Source organism: Variovorax sp. P1_G12 (assembly GCF_056405555.1).
Genome location: NZ_JBFUBW010000001.1, coordinates 322,724 through 340,129 on the forward strand (window position 1 = coordinate 322,724; position 17,406 = coordinate 340,129).

Here is a 17,406-nt window from a genome sequence, read left to right on the forward strand (position 1 = left end):
CTGGTGGAACAATCCGCGCATGCCCCACCCCATCACTGCACCCTTCGGCACCTGGGTGTCACCGATCAGCCCTGAACTCGTGGCTTCGGCACGGACCACGGTGGTCGACGTGCTGCTTGATCAGGGCGAGGTGTATTGGATCGAAGGAAGACCCTTGGAGGCCGGGCGGCAGGTACTGGTCCGGCTGGGACCGGACGGCGTAGGGGTCGACCTCACACCGATGCCCTTCTCGATGCGCACGCGGGTCCACGAGTATGGCGGCGGCGCGGTCCTCGCGGCCGCGGGCACGGTCTACTTTTCGAACTTCTCCGACCAGCGGCTCTATCGCCTCGATGGCGACAGTTCCCCGGTCGCGCTGACCCCGACGTCCGATGGTGCCGCGCTGCGCTTTGCCGATGGCTTGCTCGACACCCGGCGCCAGCTCTGGATCGGCATTCACGAAGACCACCGCGCATCGGGGACGGACGCGATCAACAGCATCGTCGCTGTCGATCTCGGCGGGGGCGACGCAGGAAGCGTGCTCGTTCAGGGCAACGACTTCTATGCTTCTCCGCGGCTCAGCCCCGATGGAACAAGGCTCGCGTGGCTGACATGGAACCATCCTGACATGCCGTGGACCGCCGCAGAGCTGTGGATCGGCGATTTCGATGGCACTGCCGTCGCCAACCCGGCGCATGTGGCGGGCGGCCCAGGCGAATCCGTGTTTCAGCCCGAGTGGTCCGCCGACGGCCTGCTGCACTACGTGTCCGATCGGTCGGGCTGGTGGAACATCTACCGGCGCGATGCGAGCGGCTCCAGCACCAACCTCTGCCCGATGGCCGCGGAGTTCGGCCGCGCCCAATGGACCTTCGGGATGTCGACGTATGCCTTCCTGTCGACGGATCAGTTGGTATGTGCCTACGTTGAAAACGGCAGAGGCAGACTCGCTCGCCTGGACTTGCGCGACCATTCGCTCGTACCGTTCGATCTGCCGTATACGGACTTTTCCGCGATTCGGGCGAACGACGGCAAGGTGGCTTTCAAGGCCGGCGGGCCGAGCGTCGGGAGCGCGGTCGTTGTCCTCGACGTGGCCTCCGGCGGCGCGACGGTTGTCAAGCGTGTTTCGGACATGCAGAGTGATCCCGCGATGCGGGACCACGTTTCGGTGGCCCAAGTCATCGAGTTTCCGACCCCTCGAGGTGACATCGCGTTCGCCTTGTTCTATCCGCCCGCCAATGCAAACTATCGAGGCCCGACCGGGGCGCTGCCGCCGCTGGTCGTCAAGTGCCACGGCGGACCCACCTCCTCGGCGTCGAGCAGCCTCGACCTGCGCACACAGTTCTGGACCAGTCGCGGCATCGCCGTCGTCGACGTGGACTACGGAGGAAGCACCGGCTACGGCCGCCCCTACCGCGATCGCCTGCATCGGATGTGGGGCCTCATCGACGCGGAAGATTGCGCAGCCGCCGCCTCGTACCTGGCCATGGGTCAGCGGGTCGATGCCGAGCGTATGGTCATCACCGGCAGCAGTGCCGGGGGATATACGGCGCTGCGCTGCCTCACGCATGCCGACCCGGAGGTGCGAAGGCTGTTCAAGGCCGGCGCAAGCCACTACGGCGTGAGCGACCCCATGGCGCTGGCGCGTGAAACGCACAAGTTCGAGTCGCGCTATCTCGACTGGCTGATCGGACCGCTTGCCGACCAGCAGACCTACTTCGACAGATCGCCCGTGCGCCACGCGGATCTGTTGAGCGCGCCGATGGCATTCTTTCAGGGGATGGAAGACAAGATCGTCCCTCCCAGCCAAACCGAGGGGATGGTGCAAGCGCTGCGTGCACGAGGCATCCCGGCCGTCTACCTCCTTTTTGTCGGGGAGCAGCACGGCTTTCGACAGGCCTCGCATATCGAACAGGCGCTGCGGGCAGAGTCCGCCTTCTTTGACGCCGTGGCGTTCAGCGCCTCCGCCAACGCCATGCCGCCGAGCGGCCTGTGAGCGTGGCCGACAATCGACCGCAGGCGGCAGTGAAGGCGCGACAGTTCGCCGGGGCAACTCAGGGAGATCGGACTTTCCCCAAAGTTCGTGGACGATCAACGCACAGCATCGAGCAGGACCGCTACGGCCCCCGATCGATGTGGACAGGGCGCCTGGGGCCGCAGGACCTCATGCTGCTGCGCAACCACGGGACGCTGGCCGTCTCCGCCTTGAAGGTCAGTGCCGTGACCGGGCTTACACCGGGGAAGGTCATCAGGCGCATACACAGCGGGTCGGCCTTGACCAGGGCCTTGATGGCGTTGTCGAGCTTGAGGTAGGTCTTGTAGAGCACGGTTCGTGCATCCAGCAGCGGTGTGAGCGCACAGGAAAGCATCTCGTCATGGGCGAAGGTCTCTCGCACTTGGGCGTCGAAGGAACCGTGGCCGACCCGGCTGGCTAAACGGGTGCCGAAGACACGAAGCAGGCCACGCAGTTCGTTCTCGAGGTCCACGCACTTCTTCAGGATGGCTTTGCGGCTGGCGAGCAGCGCACGCACACGGTGGCTGGGTTTACGAGTCTAGGAAGAGAACTCTGCGGGTCAACCAACCCGCCCGATCACCGCTGCGGCCGTCGCTCGGCCGCGTGCCTGCCTACAACCCGAGCGCCGGCAGCGAGCGCCCGGTTGTCTTGCAGCTCACTTCGGTGCAAGGCCCGCTGGCGCGCAGCGTGGCCGACTTGCGGCTGTCACTGTCCGCCATGGCGGCAAGGGACTGGCGCGACCCATGGTGGACGCCCGTCGCCGATGTCGATCCGGCAACGACGTCGCGTCGCGTGGCGCTGTGCACTGCGGTCCCGGGCATTCCGGCCGATCCGGCAGTGGTGCAAGCCTTGCGGCAAGCGGCCGCCTGGCCATGGGCGTGCAACTGGTCGCAGGTCGGTTCGGTGCAGGATTGTGCTTGGGGAAGGCTGCAGCCCCGTTGAGCGTCTTGGAATCGGTCGGTCGATGCCTTCAGGCTACGCGTTGCAGCCAACTCAAGTCAGACGCTCCTGATTCTCGAGATGTACTCGGTACCGCTCTCGGGCAACCACACCTCGCCCGCGCGGCCGTGGATCTGGCGGATGCTGGCGGCGTTTCGTGGAAGCCCGAAGCGCTGGAACTTCTCGTCGCCGGGATTGAAACGGAAAACCGCGTTGCCTCCGAAGTCGCTGACCCAGACCTTGTCGCGCTCGTCGACGTAGACGGCGTACGGCCGCGGGCTATCGCCGGGGAGTTTCCAACTGCGCCAACTCATGCCTGATGGATCGTGCATCGAAAGGTTGCCGCTCAGCCATTCGCTGACCCAGATGCGACCGCTGCTGTCACTCCACACGCGGCGCGCACCCTGGTTCTTTGTCGGTGGCTCGACGATTGTCGAATTACCGGTGCGGCGGTCGATACGGGCGATGAACGAACCTGCCAACGAGCACCACCACACATCGCCGCTCGGTGTGGTGCATATGCCGTATGGCCCCGGTCCTCGAGGTGCGTCCTTGATCGTCACGACGCCACTCTTCACTGCGAGCCTGCCTACAAGGCCGCTCTGCCCGGTAAACCACAGGTCGCCGTCAGCGTCGAAAGTCGCTGTGTTCAGATTGGCGTGGGGCGTTCCCTCAGGAAGCGCAAAGGCGCGAACCTCGCGGTCGGGCCATCCCACGCGCACGATGGCGCCCAGACCGCCGTCCGTGATCCATGCCGCCTTGTCGGGGCCCGGGATGACGCCGTGCGGGGCGGCGCCGGCGCCCAGCGCAACAAGCTCGGTGCGCCCAGTGCGCGGATCGAACCAGCCGAGATGGCCACTGCTCTGCGCGGTGAACCACACACCGCCATCAAACGCCGGGGCCACGTCATGGATACCGGTGCGCTGTCGCGTGCCAAGCGGCCAGGATTGCAGCACTGCGGACTGTGCGGCCCCTGACAGCGGAACGAATGCTGAAAGCGCCGTCGCACCGATCGCACCAATCGCGCCTATCGCGTGGCGTCGAGAAACCGAATCCATGTTCCACCTCCTTCGCGCGAAGCCTCGTGCTTCTGGCCGGGTGCCCCAGGCATTGAAGGACCACGAATGAAGCGCAGGACGACAGCCCGTACTTCGCAGCGTCATTCGATCACCTCGTCGGCACCCAACGATGATTGGCGCGGGCAAAAGGTTGAAGTGCCACTGTACTCCCCGCAGGTCCCGAGTCCAGCGCCTGGGCACCCCCCAGCAGTCGCAGGGCTTACCGACTTCGACGAACACTTTGTGGCCGCTGAAACGAACCGATTCCCCGACGAGCGACTCGTTGCGCCTCACGCCCGACCCCGAGGCGTACAGTAAGCAAGTTGGACTTCCTGTGCGCCTCTCAAGGCACGCGCAGCCTCTCGAAGGCATCCGCAGCATGAAAGGAAGTCCAGGCCCGGCGACGCAACTCCGCCGGGCCTCTTTCGCGTCCAGCCACGGTTCATTGCGCCCCTTTCTCCTCCTTCGTCCTCCCAGAGGCACCGAGTTCCCAGCCCGGCCAATCGCTGGGCTTCTTTTTTGCCGCCATCGCGGCATCACCTCCCACGGAGCCGCTCGCCGCGCACAGTAGGATCCCGCCATATGAACAACCACGACCTCTTCGCCCGCCCGCCGACGCTGCTTCGCATGCCTTCCTGGCTCGGCCCCGGCGTGCATGAGGAAAGCGAACTCCCGCTCGAGCCTGGCGACTACAAGGTCACGCCCGGCGAGCGCTGGACCGTCACCGCGCTGAAGTCCGGCGAGACCGTCTACTCCGGGATCGGGCCGGTGGAAGTGGTCCGGTCGAGCGTCTGACGTAGGCGCCGGGCACCGCCGCTGGGCGGCCCGCCACATGTCACCCTTCGAAGCAACGGGGGGCGAATCCGAATCTGCCCCTTCCCGGCCGTCAGTAAAGGTACACGGCCCCCCGGGATGGCACGCTGTTGTCGGCCTGGTCGCCGCCGATGCCCGTGGCCGCGCTACTTTCTCCGATCGCACTGACGGCGACCGTTCGACCATCCGGCGTGATGGCGAGTTGCCGTCCGAAGCTGTCATTGGCTCCCGTGTTGCTCGCCTTGAGGTAGTTCACATGCACGAAGGCACCGCCTGTCAGCCTGAACAAGTGCACGGCCCCGGAGTACGGGGCGGCGCCTGGCGTCGGGTCGGCACCTATCCCACTGCCACCGCTGGAGTCGTAAGGCGCGGCAATGGCCAACCCAGTGCCGTCCGGCGTGAGCGCCGAGCCAAAGCCGCCGAAAGCGGCTCCGGTGGTCGGCTGGGGCGCAGTGATCGTCTGGGCCAGCGTGTAGGCCCCGGCGGAACGCCGGAACACGTAGGCAGCGCCCGCATAGGCCACTCCAGCGACTGGCTGATTGCGCGCGCCGATGACCACCGTGGCGCCGTCCGACGAAATGGCCGTCGAGGTGCCGAACCAATCGCCGGCCGTGGGCGTCGAGGCCTTGAGATAGGCACGCTTGGTCCAGGTACCCGCATCGTAGCCATAGATGAAGGCCGCGCCGGCACTGCCGGCGCTGGTGTCGGTCTCGTCGGTGAGCGAGCCGCTGCTCTCGTACTGGGCGCCCACCACGATCGTGCTGCCGTCCGCCGAGATCTTGGCATAGACCCCGAACTGGTTTCGGCGCCGGGCTACAAGCGTTTGCTCGTCGGATCCAGCTCCTTGCGCAGCGATTCCCCAAGGCTGTTGAAGGCCAGCGCAGTGCAGAGGATCGCCAGCCCTGGGGCGTACATCTGCGAGGGTGCGATTTCCATGCTCTGGTATGCGCGCGCGAGCATCGCGCCCCAGCTCGGGTTCGGCGGCTGGATCCCGAGCCCCAGGAAGCTCAGGCTGGCTTCGGCCAGCAGAGCGGCGGCAAGCAGGATGGTCACCTGCACGATCACCGGCTGGATGGCATTGGGCAGCACATGGCGCCACAGGATGTGCGGCAGCGAGGCCCCATAGCAGCGCGCCGCGTCCACGTAGAGTTCCTGGCGCACGACCAGGGTCCGCGCCCGCACGATACGGGCCAGTTGCGGCGCGAAGACGATGCCCACCGCGATCATGCCGTTGGTCAGGCCAATACCCAGCGCGCCGGTCACTGCGATGGCGAGCACGATTGCCGGGAATGACAGCAAGGTGTCGATCACGCGGCCCGTGGTTTCGTCGAACCATCCACCCAGAAAGCCAGCCAGGATGCCGATGGGCACGCCCAGGACCACGGCGATGCCGACCGCCAGCAGGCTCGCGTACACCGCCACACGCCCGCCGTGAATGAGCCGGCTGAGGATGTCGCGCCCAAGGTCGTCCGTGCCCAGCCAGTGTTGGGCGGAAGGCGCCGCCAGCGTGTCGTTCAGATCCTGGACGGTCGGCGAGTACGGCCCAATCCACGGCGCCGCCAGCGAAACTGCGACCAGTAGCGCCAGGAAGCCGAGACTCAGGCAGGCGCGGGGATCACGCGCCAGCCAATCGCGCATTCGCGCGAGGAAGGAGGGCCGGGCCGGGCCCTGAACGTCGATGCGCATGTCAGGACTCCACGCGAGGGTCGATCGCGCCGTAGAGAAGATCGGCCAGGAGGTTGATGCACAGCACGATCATCACCATCACGAGGATCACGCCCTGCACCACCGGCACGTCGCGCTGAATGGCGGCATTCACGATGAGGCTGCCCATGCCGGGGATGGCGAACACGGCTTCGAGCACGACGGTCGCCGCCAGCATGCGGTTGGCCAGCAGCGTGAGCACGGTGAGCAGGTTGATGCCTACGTTCTTCAGCCCGTGTTTCCAGAGAATGAGCGCAGGAGACAGGCCCTTGGCGTGCAGTGTGCGGACCTGCTGCGACGACAGCAGTTCCATGAGCGAGCTGCGCAGCTGGCGCGCGATCTCGGCCACGCCGCCGGCGGCCAGTGCCGCGGCCGGCAGGAGCGCGTGGTGCAGGGCATCGCCAACGTTGGTGCCCAGGGGCACCGCGCCCGTTGCGGGAAACCAGCCCATGTCCAGCGCAAGGAAGGAAATCAGGATCATCGCCAGCCAGAAGTTTGGCACCGCGATGCCCAGCGATGCGATGGTCATCACAACCCCGTCGATCCAACTGCCCTGCCGGCTCGCCGCCAGGATGCCCAGCGGAGCGCCGACGGCGAACGCGATGGCCATTGCCAGTGCCACGATAAGCAGCGTGTTGGGCAGGCAGCGCGCGATCGCCACGGCGACCGATTCGCCCGACAGCAGCGACTTCGACAAGTCGCCCTGCAGTGCGTTTCCGATCCATGACAGGTACTGGACCAGAAAAGGCCGGTCCAGGCCGTACAGCTGCCGGATCTCGGCAATGCGCGCGTCCGAGGCGTTGTCGCCCGCCAGCGTGACGGCGACGTCGCCCGGAATCAGCTTCAGCAGGCCGAAGGCGACGAAGGTGGCGAAGACCAGCACGGGCAGAACCTGCACCAGCCGGCGCCACAGCAGGGCGCCGCCGTGGCGGCCGCTGAAGAGTTGCGCGAACTTTTTCATCGGATGACGGCCGGACGCCCGTGCTCAGCTGTCGAGCCAGATGTCGTTGAACTTGGGCTTACCCAACAGATTGGGCCTGAAGTCTTTGACGCTCGCGGCGCTGGCGCCCACCTCGACCTGGAAGGCCAGAGGCGCCACGTAGGCCCCCTCCATGACGATGCGCTGGATCTTTGCGAACACCTGGCGACGCGCTTCGATGGACTCCACCGCCCTGCTCTCCTGGAGCAGCGCCGTGAGCTCGGGCGACACCTCGGTGCGCCCTGCATTGAAGTAAGCGCCCTTGGCGTACAGCAGCCCATACGACATGCTGGGATCGGGCCGGCCTGTCCAGGCCGAAAGCAGCGCGTCGAACTTCTTCTCGTTGCCGAAGAACTGGCCCGCCACTTCCGCCACCGCCCCCACGGTGAACTTCGCGCGAATGCCGACCTTGCCGAGCTGCTCCATCACGATCTCATTGCGGCGCAGCGAATCCTGGTCGTTGTTGCCGCCGATGCTGATCTCCACGTCCTTGAGGCCCGACTCGGCCACGAGCTTGCGTGCGCGCTCGGGATCGTGCTTGTACAGGTCCGCCAGCGATTTGTCGTAGGCCCAGTGCGACGAGGGCAGCTGCATGGCAGCGGGCTCGCCCAGGCCGCCCATGCCCGCCTTCACGAAGGCATCCCGGTCCAGTGCGAAGTTGATGGCCTGCCTGATCTTCACGTTGGCGAGTGGCCCGCGCGCGAAGTTGAAGTACACCTGATTGCAGTAAAGCGTCGGGCCGGTCACGAAGCTCAGGTTCTTGGCGCGGTCGATGATCGGCTTGTAGCGCGCCGACAGCCCGTACACCAGCAGGTTCTGATTCGCCACGACCGAGCGCAGCGCCGTGGCGTTGTCGGTGATGATGGCGAAGTCGATACCGTCCACGCGCGGCTCATTGGGCTTCCAGTATTTCTCGTTTCGGGTCACGACCACGTTCTGACCGTCGGCCCACTTCACGAACTTCCAGGGACCTGCGCCGACCGGCTTGCGGTCGTGGTCGGCGCCCAGCTCCTTGGCGGCCTTGGGCGACACCATCATGCCCGCACGGTCCGACAGCACGGCGGGCATCGCCACGTCGGGCAGGTTCAGCAGGAGCTTGACCTGCAAGGGGCCGGTCACTTCCACGCCGGTCACGTTGGAGAGGTCGGCCTTCAGGTTCGAGCGCGGGTCCTGCCGGTTGCGGTCGAGGTTGAATTTGACTGCCTGTGCGTCGCAGAGCGTGCCATCGTGGAAGATCACGTTCGGGCGGATGTCGAGCACCATCGTCTTCGGATCGGGGAAGGACCACTGCGCCAATCCCGGCTTGGTCTTGAGCGTGTCGTAGTCCCATTCGACCAGTGTGTCGAACATCGTCCACAGGAACGGGTGGTCGTTGCCCGAGCCGCCCGTCGCCGGATCGAGACTCGACGGATTGCTGATCGCCGCGATCTTCAGCACGCCGCCCGGCTTGCGCGCCGCCTGTGCCCAGGCCGGCAAGCCAATAGGACCGGCCAGCGCGGCTCCTCCCAGTAAACGCAGCGCCTGCCGCCGACTCAGGGCGAAGGCGGCTTCGGAGGCGACGGATTCGAGGGGAACATCCTGGTACTGCGGCATCACACTGTCCTTCTTGTGTTGAGGGATGGAACGGGGGGAAACGTCGCGGGCGGCCCATCCACCGTGGCGAAATGGCATGCAACCCAGTGGTCGGGGCGCAGTTCGCGCCAGTTCGGCGGCTCGTGCTCGCACGCCGCCTGCGCCGAGCGGCAGCGCGTGTGGAACGCACAGCCCGAGGGCGGGTCGATCGGGCTGGGAATATCGCCTTCGAGTTCGATGCGGCGATCCGTGCGCATCGACGCGGGCAATGGCACCGGCTCGGCCGACAACAGCGCCTGGGTATACGGGTGAAGCGGCCGCTCGCTGAGTTCCTCCGCTGGGCCGAGCTCCATGAACTTGCCCAGGTAGGTCACTGCCACGCGGTCGCTGATGTGCGAGACCACCGACAAGTCGTGCGTGATGAAGACGTAAGTCAGGCCGAACTCGCGCTGCAGATCGGCGAACAGGTTCAGCACCTCTCCGCGAATGGACACGTCGAGCGCGGCGACGACCTCGTCACAAACAATGAGCTTGGGCCGCAGCGTGAGCGCGCGCGCGATGTTGACGCGCTGCTTCTGTCCGCCCGAGAGCTGATGAGGATAGCGTCCCGCATAGTCCACGGGCAACCCGACCCGCGCCAGCGCGTCGAGCGCGGCCTGCCGGTTGGCGTCGCGGTCGCGCCGCCCCGCTGCGACGAGGGGCTCCATGACGGATTCGAGAATCGACAGGCGCGGGTTCAGCGCCGCGCTCGGATCCTGGAAGATGATCTGGTAGTCGCGCCGATGCGCGCGCAATTTCGCCGCGCCGAGCGACGCCGGATCCACGCCTTCGTGCAGCACCGCGCCTCCACTGGGCCGCACCAGCGAAACCAGCGCGCGACCCAGGGTCGTCTTGCCGGAGCCGGATTCGCCGATGACGCCGAATGTCTCCCCGGCGCGCACTTCGAAGCTCACGCCGTTGACGGCCTTGACCGTCTTGTGGCGCTCCTTGATCGCGAACTCGACGCGAAGGTCTCGCACTTCGAGCAACGGGGGGCGCGCATTCGCGCCCGTCGCCGATGCCGTCATTGCAGCACTCCCGGCAGCTCCAGCTCGCCGGCACGGCAGCACCTCACGCAACGCCCGGACTCTCCGCTCACGGCACGTAGCACCTGCTCCTGGCCGCAGGCCGCGTCGCCGTGGCCACAGCGCGGCCGAAAACGACAGCCGGCGGGCATCGCGGCCGGTGTCGGCACACGGCCCGGGATGAACCCAAGCGGAGCACGGCGCGGCGCCAGGCTCGGCAGAGAACGCAGCAGCCCCGAGGTATAGGGATGGCGCGGACGCACCAGCGCCGCGTCGACGGGAGCGTCCTCCACCACTTCACCGCCATACATCGTGAGCATGCGCGTGCAGGTCTCGGCCACAACGCCCAGGTCATGGGTGATAAACAGCAAGGCGGTGCCGGTCCGCTCGCTCAATTCGCGCAGCAGCTTGATGATCTGCGCTTGCACCGTGACGTCCAGCGCGGTCGTCGGCTCATCGGCGATCAACAGGCGCGGCTCGCAGATCAGCGCCATGGCGATCATCACGCGCTGGCGCATGCCGCCCGAGAGCTGGTGCGGATATTCGTGATAGCGCCGCTGCGGCAGCGGGATGCCGACGTCCGCCAGGGCTTGCACGCCGCGCTCCCGCGCCTCGGCGCGGTGCTGCGGAAAATGCATGCGATAGGTCTCGCTGATTTGCTCTCCGACCGTGAACACCGGGTCGAGCGCGCTCATGGGCTCCTGGAAGATCATGGCTATGTCGCGGCCGCGAACGGCGCGCATCTGCCGCTCCGTGAGCGCGGCCAGATCGCGGCCCTGAAAGAGAATCTGGCCACCGATGCGCGTCGATTTCGGGGGCAGCAGGCGCATAAGGGACAGGCCCGTCACCGTCTTGCCGCAGCCGCTTTCGCCCACGAGGCCGATGCGCTCGCCTGGCATCGCCGAGAAGGACACGTTGCGCGTGATCTGGACCTCGCCTGTGCGGGTCCGGAAGGCGACGCGCAGGTCGCGCACCGTCAGCAGCGGCTCGGCGGGCGAAGCGACGAAGGGGGTCTGCATGGGCGCTCGAGAAAAACGCGGCGGCCGGGGTCAGGTGGGACTCAAGACGGCGAGGACCTGGCCTTCGCTGACGTTGTCGCCTTCGGCAACCGCCAAGCGAGTCACGATGCCGGCGCTCGTCGCTTCGAGCGGAATTTCCATCTTCATCGACTCCACGATGAGGATGGACTCCCCCTCGGCCACCGCATCGCCGACCTGTTTTTCGACCTTCCAGACTTTGCCGGTGACCAGGGATTCGAGAGAAATTTCAGGCATGGTGAGTGGGACCTTCGAAGGGATGGAACATCGGGCTTTTCAGCCCGCCAGAATCTGCGCAGCAATGCCGGTATGGATATCACCGTCGACGAATGCGGGCGAGGCCAGCACGTTCTGGATGAATGGGATGTTGGTCTTGACGCCGCACACCTCGGTGGCGCGCAACGCGGCCGCCAGGCGCTCGATGGCGAGGGCCCGCGTGGGTGCATGCGCCACGATCTTGGCAAGCATCGGGTCGTAGAAAGGCGTGACCCGCGCGCCGGGGCCGTAGCCGGTTTCCACCCGGATGCCCTCCCCGCCGGGCATGCGAAAGACGTCGAGCGGTCCTGGCGACGGGAAGAAGCGGACGGGATCTTCCGCATACAACCGCGCCTCGATGGCGTGGCCCGTGCGGTCGATCACGGGGGGCAGCACCGCATCGATCGCCTCGCCCGCGGCGAGCCGCAACTGCGCCGCCACGATGTCAACGCCGGTGATCGCCTCGGTGACGGCATGCTCGACCTGCAGGCGCGTGTTCATCTCGAGGAAGTGAAAGGCGCCGGCTTGCGGGTCATACAGCATCTCGACGGTGCCGATGACGTCGTACTTCAGCGCGCCGAGGATGGTCGCGATGCGCGTGGCGGTTTCGTCGAGCAGCGCGCGCGACAGGCAGGGTGCAGGCGCTTCCTCGATGACCTTCTGATGGCGCCGCTGAACCGAGCAGTCGCGCTCGTACAGCACACGGACGTGCCCCGCACGGTCGGCCAGGATCTGGAACTCGATGTGCCTCGGGCGCTCGACGAGCCGCTCGACGTACACGTCGGCGCTTCCGAAGCTGCGCGTGGCGAGCGAGCGGGCCTGCGCGAGCGCGCGCAACAGCTCCTGCTCATTGCGTGCGGGCAGCATGCCGATGCCGCCGCCGCCGTTGACCGGCTTGACGAGGAGCGGATAGCCCAGCCGCACGATCTGATCGCGCGCCGCGGCGGGAAGGCCATCCCACTCTGCATCGATCAGTCCGCTGGAGGGGCACATCGGCATGCCCTGTGCGGCCATGAGATCACGTGCCTTGACCTTGTGGCCCATGACGTCGATCCAGCGTGGCGACGGACCGACGAAGCACACGCCCATGGCCTCGACCTGGCGGGCGAATGCGGCATTCTCCGAAAGAAAGCCGTAACCGGGATGCAGCGCGTCGGCGCCGCTGCGACGCAGTATGTCCAGCAGCAGGGCCTGGTTCAGATAGCTGTGCTGCGGCGCCGGGTCGCCGAGTGCGTAAGCCTCGTTGGCCTGCGCGACATAGGGGAGATCGCGGTCGACGTCGGAGTAGACGGCGACCGATGCGATGCCCATCTCGCGCAGCGCACGAATCACGCGGGCCGCGACGGCGCCGCGATTGGCGACGAGTACCTTGCGGAACATGCGCGTGCTCAGGGACGGTAGCGCACGCGGGCGCCGCGCGCCGCACGGATCGGGGCGCAAAGGTCGGCGAACTCGCACAGCAGCGCACGGGTGTCGCGCGGGTCCACGATTTCCTCGATACCGAATTTTTCAGCCGTGAGGAAGGGCGAGGCGAGCGCCTGAAGACGCTGCTCGATTTCTCGGCGTTTGGCCACCGGGTCTTCGGCGGCTTCCAGCTCCTGCTTATAGGCCGCCTCGAGGCCGCCCGCGATCGGCAGCGATCCCCATTGCGCCGAGGGCCAGGCGAACCGCGTCGAGAACCGCCCCTCCGGCCGGTGCGCGGCGCCGGCGACGCCGAAGCACTTGCGCAGGATCACCGTCGCCCACGGCACGGTGGTCTGCGTCATCGCCGACATGGCCCGCACGCCGTAGCGGATCGTGGCCGCCTGTTCGGCTTCCACGCCGATCTGGAAGCCGGGCACGTCCACCAGGTGCACCACCGGCAGGCGGAAGGTCTCGGCAAGGTCGAGAAAGCGAACGACCTTTTCGGAGGCGGAACGCGTCCAGCCGCCGCCGTAGATGTAGGGGTCGCTGGCGATCACCGCCACCGGCCAGCCGTCCAGGCGGGCCAGTCCGGTGACGAGCGAACGTCCCCATTGCCGCCCGATCTCGAAAAAACTTCCCTGATCGACGATGGTCTTGACGATCGGACGGATCGCGTACACCTTGCGTTCGTCCCGTGGGACGACGGACAGCAGCACTTCATCGCGCCGGTCGGCCGGGTCGGCGCAGGGCGACCGCGCCGGCAGCTCATCGATGGAACGCGGCAGGAACGACAAGAACGCGCGCGTGCGCTCGAAGGCTTCAGCCTCGCTCGCGACCTCGTCGTCCACCGTGCCGTTGCGCGCGTGGATCGCCGCGCCGCCGAGTTCTTCCTTGGTTACCGTCTGTCCGAGGTGCGCGACCAGCGGCGGACCCGCGGCGAAGATCTGCGCCGTGTTCTTGACGATCAGCGAGTAGTGGCTCGCGGCCACCCGCGCCGCCCCCAGCCCCGCGACCGACCCCAGCGCAAGCGCAACGACGGGGATCTGCGACAGGTTCTGATCGATGATCTCCCAGCCGGGCACGGCGGGCACATAGGTGTAGCCCAGTCGCTCGAGCTGCTTGACCGAGCCGCCGCCGCCCGTGCCGTCCACCAGCCGGATCAGCGGCATGCGCATGCCCTGGGCCAGCTTCTCGGGGTAGATCAGCTTTTCGTAAATGCTCGCGTCGCTCGCGCCGCCGCGCACCGTGAAATCGTCGCCGATGACCGCCACGGGCCGCCCGTCGATGCGGCCGTGGCCCGCCACCTGGTTCGTCGGCGTGAGGTCCGTCAGATGGTTGTGCGCGTCGTAGCTTGCCCAACCGCTGGCCGATCCGACCTCGCGAAAGGAGTCGGCGTCCAGCAGCGCATCGATGCGTTCGCGCACCGTGAGCTTGCCGTGCAGATGCTGCCGCTCGATCTTCTCGGGGCCGCCCATGCGGCGGACCATCTTGCGGCGCGCGTCGAGCGCGTCGAGTTCGGGTTGCCAGGTCAATTTCAATCCTTATGTGTCCGCGCGGTCCTGCTGCAGGAACATCGAGCGCAGCTTGTATTTCTCGACCTTGTTGGTCGCCGTGCGCGGCAGGTCGGCGATGAAGCGAACGTACTTGGGGCGCATGAACTTCGGCATGCCCGACTGCGCCCAGGCGTGGATGCTTTCCTCGGTTTCTTGCGCGCCTTCCTGCAGCACCAGGTAGACGACGACGTCGTCTTCATCACCCACGTGTGCGGGCACGGCGAACGCGGCGCAGATGGCCACCGACGCATGCTGGTTGAAGAGGTCCTCGATGTGGAAGGACGACAGGTTCTCGCCCCGCACGCGAATGCGATCACCCATCCGGTCGACGAACACGAAGGTTCCATCGGCCCGGCGCATGGCCGCGTCGCCGGTGTGGAACCAAGCGTTGCGCAGCGCCTTGGCGGTGGCCTCGGGCTTGCCGATGTACTCGGTGAAGATCGTGTTGCTGACCTTCGGGCGCAGCACGAGCTGCCCGACCTGATCGGCCTTGCAGAATTCGTCGCCCTCATCGACGATGGCGGCGTCAAAGAAGGGATTGGGTCGCCCCATGAAACCCTTGACGGTCGCCTGCTCGGGCCCGACTTGTGTCACGCCGAACGCCGACAGCCGGCGGGTGCGGGCTTCGCGGTCGTATCCACGGAACAGCGCGGCCGGCGTGCCTTCGCCGGGCGCGAGCTCCTCGATGATGGCCGTCATGCAGCTGCCGGACTCGGTTTGTCCGAAACCACAGCTCACGACATCGATACCGAATCGGCGCGCCACCTGGTGATGGTTCATCGGCAACGGCTGCATGTGCACTTTGTTGAGGCTGTTGGCGCGGTCGTCATCGCGGGCCGGCGCATTCATCAGCCACGGGATCATGGCGTCGAGCAGCACCGCCGTCGTCGCGTTGACCTTGCGGGCCCGGTCCCAGAACTGCGTCGGGCTGAAGCGCTCCCAGCAGGCCACTTCGCAGCCGACCCAGATGGCGCGCGCGACGTTGAACATCGCACCTCCCACGTGGTAGAGCGGGAGGTCGTTGTAGATGACGTCCTCCTGAGTCAGCGTCAGGCGGCCGAAGAAGGTGTACTGCGCGATCCAGCGGTGCGGCAGCAATACGCCCTTGGCCGGCCCCGTCGTGCCGGAGGTGTAGACGATGTTGGCCGGATCGTGCGGCGCCAACGCAATTGCGGGGCGGGCGTGGCCCGAGCACGCGGCCTGCCAGTCGAGCACCTGGATGCCCTGGGGGACCGGCACCGGCTGCGCATCGCGCTGCGGACACAGCACGAGCACGGGCTGCACCTCCAGGCTGTCCCAGATGTCGAGCACGGCCTGCAGCCCCGTGGCATCGACCACCAGCATCGCGGCGCCAGTGTCGTTGAGTTGATAGGCCAGCAACCGCCCGGAGAAGCCGAAGTTGACAGGTGCATAGACCGCGCCCGCCTTCCAAACGCCGAACATGGCCTGCGAGGCGATCAGCGGATTGCGCGTGAGGACGCCTACCGGCGTGCCGACCGCGGTGCCGTGTCCGGCCAGGAAACCTGCGATCGAATCGGTGACGGCACCGAGTTCAGCGTAGCTCAGGAGCCGGTCTTCCTCCCCGTAGTAGAAGCAGCGGGCCTGCGGACGCTCGCGCGCCCAACGGTCGAGTTGCGCGACGACGAATTCGCCGCTCTCGGCAAAGGTCGCCAGAAGCTCTTGCTTCGAATCCATAGCTGTCTCCTTTGTTCGTGCCTCCTGTCTCGGAGGCTGGCGCCAGGGGCGCGTCGCCCTTTTTGGGCCCTTGTCTCTTGCGCCGCATTATTGCGTCATTCGGTCAACCGTCAACAGTTAACCGTGTAACATGACGGACACCTCGCCGGAGAAATAGAATGCGGCGCCGAGACTGACCGTCGGCATTGGCCCGTCCGGGCTTCCCCATCCTTGTCCATGCATGCTCATCCCCGCCCCTGACACCACAGCCCCAAGGGGGTTCAGGACCACGACGGTTGCTGAGCAGATCGCCGAGCACCTGTCCGCCCAGATGGTGGCCGGCGTGCTCAAGCCACGCGAGCAGATCGTCGAGCACAAGATCGCCGAGTTGTTCGGCATCAGCCGCGGGCCTGTACGCGACGCGCTGCGCATTCTCGAGAAGCAGGGGCTCGTCAAGATCGAACCTCGCCGCGGGGCCAGCGTGGTGGAGATGTCGCTCAACGACGTCATCGATCTCTTCAACGCGCGCGCCATGCTGCTGTGCCTGTCGGTACGCTACCTCGCCGTTGCGCAGGACGCGGAGCGCATCGCCCAGATGGATGCCAAACTGCGAGAGTTCGAACTCGCGGTAAACGAGCCATCTATCACCGCCGACGGCTTCATGCGCGCATTGGGCCGCCTCGGCCTCACCATGCTCAATGCCACGCCGAGCCAGCCGCTCATCAGCGCCTTCAACAGCCTCTCGCACGCCACCGTGTGGCGACAGGTCTGGAAGGATCACGCCTTTGCCTACGAATCCGTCGAAGGTCGTCAACGCTGCTACGAAGCCTACCGACAGGTGTTCGATGCGATCCGCGCGGCGGACGCCGATCGCGCCTCGATGGCCATGGAGCGCTTCTCCGTGCTCGTGCGAGACACCATGGTGGAGCGCATGCGGCCGCAGCGCGCCGAAAGCATCGACGAATTTCGGCTGCGCTGCTTTTGAGCCTTCAGGACATTCCGTTGCCGTTGGTCAGCCGAAAGCCTGAGGGACTTTCTGATCGCCGAACTCGCGAGCCCAACTGAACAGGCCGAGCGCCGGGGACGTTCCCCAAGCCGTCCTGCTCGAGCGACGGCAAGACACGTGTTCTAGTCTGAACAGCGGGCTCGTTCTTAGCCAGTCCCTTGTCGCGGGTCTTGCGGTGATCGAGCAGGGTCTGGATCACGTGAAATGGGTGCTCGACCTTGGCCCGGATGCTCGCCTCTAGCTGCGCGTCCTTCTCGAACAGCCCCGCCCACTTGCGCTTTGAGTTCGGTTGTCGGCACTTGCCCGGCGGCATTGCGACATGCTCCTTCGGAGCCTTTCGCTTCTGCGCGCTTGCACA

17 protein-coding genes are annotated in these 17,406 nt (G+C 66.5%); 3 read left to right on the forward strand and 14 right to left on the reverse strand.

The genetic code is table 11. The annotated features are described in order from the left end of the window. Positions 1 to 19: 19 nt before the first annotated feature. Positions 20 to 1,972, forward strand: a complete 1,953-nt coding sequence (locus AC1D2O_RS01585; protein WP_478156036.1) for a S9 family peptidase — start codon at positions 20 to 22, stop codon at positions 1,970 to 1,972. Between the two features lie 121 nt (positions 1,973 to 2,093). Here AC1D2O_RS01585 and AC1D2O_RS01590 read toward each other — a convergent pair whose 3' ends face one another. The 3 genes from AC1D2O_RS01590 to AC1D2O_RS01600 all read right to left on the reverse strand — a co-directional run bounded on the left by AC1D2O_RS01590 (position 2,094) and on the right by AC1D2O_RS01600 (position 3,987). After that, positions 2,094 to 2,507, reverse strand: coding sequence for a hypothetical protein (locus AC1D2O_RS01590; protein ID WP_478086390.1), 414 nt, complete (start codon positions 2,505 to 2,507; stop codon positions 2,094 to 2,096). Between the two features lie 94 nt (positions 2,508 to 2,601). After that, positions 2,602 to 2,811, reverse strand: coding sequence for a hypothetical protein (locus AC1D2O_RS01595; protein ID WP_478156038.1), 210 nt, complete (start codon positions 2,809 to 2,811; stop codon positions 2,602 to 2,604). A gap of 177 nt (positions 2,812 to 2,988) precedes the next feature. Beyond that, entirely contained in the window at positions 2,989 to 3,987 is a 999-nt protein-coding gene (locus AC1D2O_RS01600) for a Vgb family protein (RefSeq protein WP_478156039.1), read from the reverse strand. Between the two features lie 582 nt (positions 3,988 to 4,569). Between AC1D2O_RS01600 and AC1D2O_RS01605 the strand changes: the two genes are divergently transcribed. Next, entirely contained in the window at positions 4,570 to 4,782 is a 213-nt protein-coding gene (locus tag AC1D2O_RS01605) for a hypothetical protein (protein WP_478086386.1), read from the forward strand. A 91-nt stretch (positions 4,783 to 4,873) separates the two neighbouring features. Here the strand turns inward: AC1D2O_RS01605 and AC1D2O_RS01610 are convergent, their stop codons facing one another. The 10 genes from AC1D2O_RS01610 to AC1D2O_RS01655 form a co-directional block, all read right to left on the reverse strand. Continuing rightward, a complete protein-coding gene (locus AC1D2O_RS01610; RefSeq protein WP_478086385.1) occupies positions 4,874 to 5,551 on the reverse strand; it encodes a hypothetical protein in 678 nt (225 codons plus the stop codon). A gap of 62 nt (positions 5,552 to 5,613) precedes the next feature. After that, positions 5,614 to 6,486, reverse strand: coding sequence for an ABC transporter permease (locus tag AC1D2O_RS01615; RefSeq protein ID WP_478086384.1), 873 nt, complete (start codon positions 6,484 to 6,486; stop codon positions 5,614 to 5,616). Position 6,487: 1 nt separating this feature from the next. Further along, a complete protein-coding gene (locus AC1D2O_RS01620; protein WP_478086382.1) occupies positions 6,488 to 7,465 on the reverse strand; it encodes an ABC transporter permease in 978 nt (325 codons plus the stop codon). 24 nt (positions 7,466 to 7,489) lie between these two features. Then, positions 7,490 to 9,076 carry an ABC transporter substrate-binding protein gene (locus AC1D2O_RS01625; RefSeq protein WP_478086381.1) on the reverse strand — a complete coding sequence of 529 codons (1,587 nt, stop codon included), beginning with the start codon at positions 9,074 to 9,076 and terminating at the stop codon, positions 7,490 to 7,492. Continuing rightward, positions 9,076 to 10,122: an ABC transporter ATP-binding protein gene (locus AC1D2O_RS01630; RefSeq protein WP_478156041.1), complete on the reverse strand. Its 1,047-nt coding sequence runs from the start codon at positions 10,120 to 10,122 to the stop codon at positions 9,076 to 9,078. Before AC1D2O_RS01630 ends, AC1D2O_RS01625 begins: the two co-directional genes overlap by 1 nt. Continuing rightward, complete coding sequence (locus AC1D2O_RS01635) at positions 10,119 to 11,138, reverse strand: ABC transporter ATP-binding protein (protein WP_478086379.1); 1,020 nt, start codon at positions 11,136 to 11,138, stop codon at positions 10,119 to 10,121. Before AC1D2O_RS01635 ends, AC1D2O_RS01630 begins: the two co-directional genes overlap by 4 nt. Before the next feature lie 30 nt (positions 11,139 to 11,168). Continuing rightward, complete coding sequence (locus AC1D2O_RS01640) at positions 11,169 to 11,393, reverse strand: acyl-CoA carboxylase biotin carboxyl carrier protein subunit (protein ID WP_478086377.1); 225 nt, start codon at positions 11,391 to 11,393, stop codon at positions 11,169 to 11,171. A gap of 39 nt (positions 11,394 to 11,432) precedes the next feature. Further along, positions 11,433 to 12,791: an acetyl-CoA carboxylase biotin carboxylase subunit gene (locus tag AC1D2O_RS01645; RefSeq protein ID WP_478086376.1), complete on the reverse strand. Its 1,359-nt coding sequence runs from the start codon at positions 12,789 to 12,791 to the stop codon at positions 11,433 to 11,435. 8 nt (positions 12,792 to 12,799) lie between these two features. After that, a complete protein-coding gene (locus AC1D2O_RS01650) occupies positions 12,800 to 14,347 on the reverse strand; it encodes an acyl-CoA carboxylase subunit beta (RefSeq protein ID WP_478086375.1) in 1,548 nt (515 codons plus the stop codon). A 9-nt stretch (positions 14,348 to 14,356) separates the two neighbouring features. Next, a complete protein-coding gene (locus AC1D2O_RS01655; RefSeq protein ID WP_478156043.1) occupies positions 14,357 to 16,063 on the reverse strand; it encodes an AMP-binding protein in 1,707 nt (568 codons plus the stop codon). Between the two features lie 220 nt (positions 16,064 to 16,283). Between AC1D2O_RS01655 and AC1D2O_RS01660 the strand changes: the two genes are divergently transcribed. After that, complete coding sequence (locus AC1D2O_RS01660) at positions 16,284 to 17,027, forward strand: GntR family transcriptional regulator (RefSeq protein WP_478086371.1); 744 nt, start codon at positions 16,284 to 16,286, stop codon at positions 17,025 to 17,027. A 4-nt stretch (positions 17,028 to 17,031) separates the two neighbouring features. On the opposite strand, the gene AC1D2O_RS01665 is transcribed toward AC1D2O_RS01660, so the two are convergent. After that, the gene (locus AC1D2O_RS01665) at positions 17,032 to 17,361 is read right to left on the reverse strand and encodes a hypothetical protein (RefSeq protein WP_478156086.1); all 330 of its coding nucleotides are present in this window, start codon (positions 17,359 to 17,361) and stop codon (positions 17,032 to 17,034) included. Positions 17,362 to 17,406: the final 45 nt, after the last annotated feature.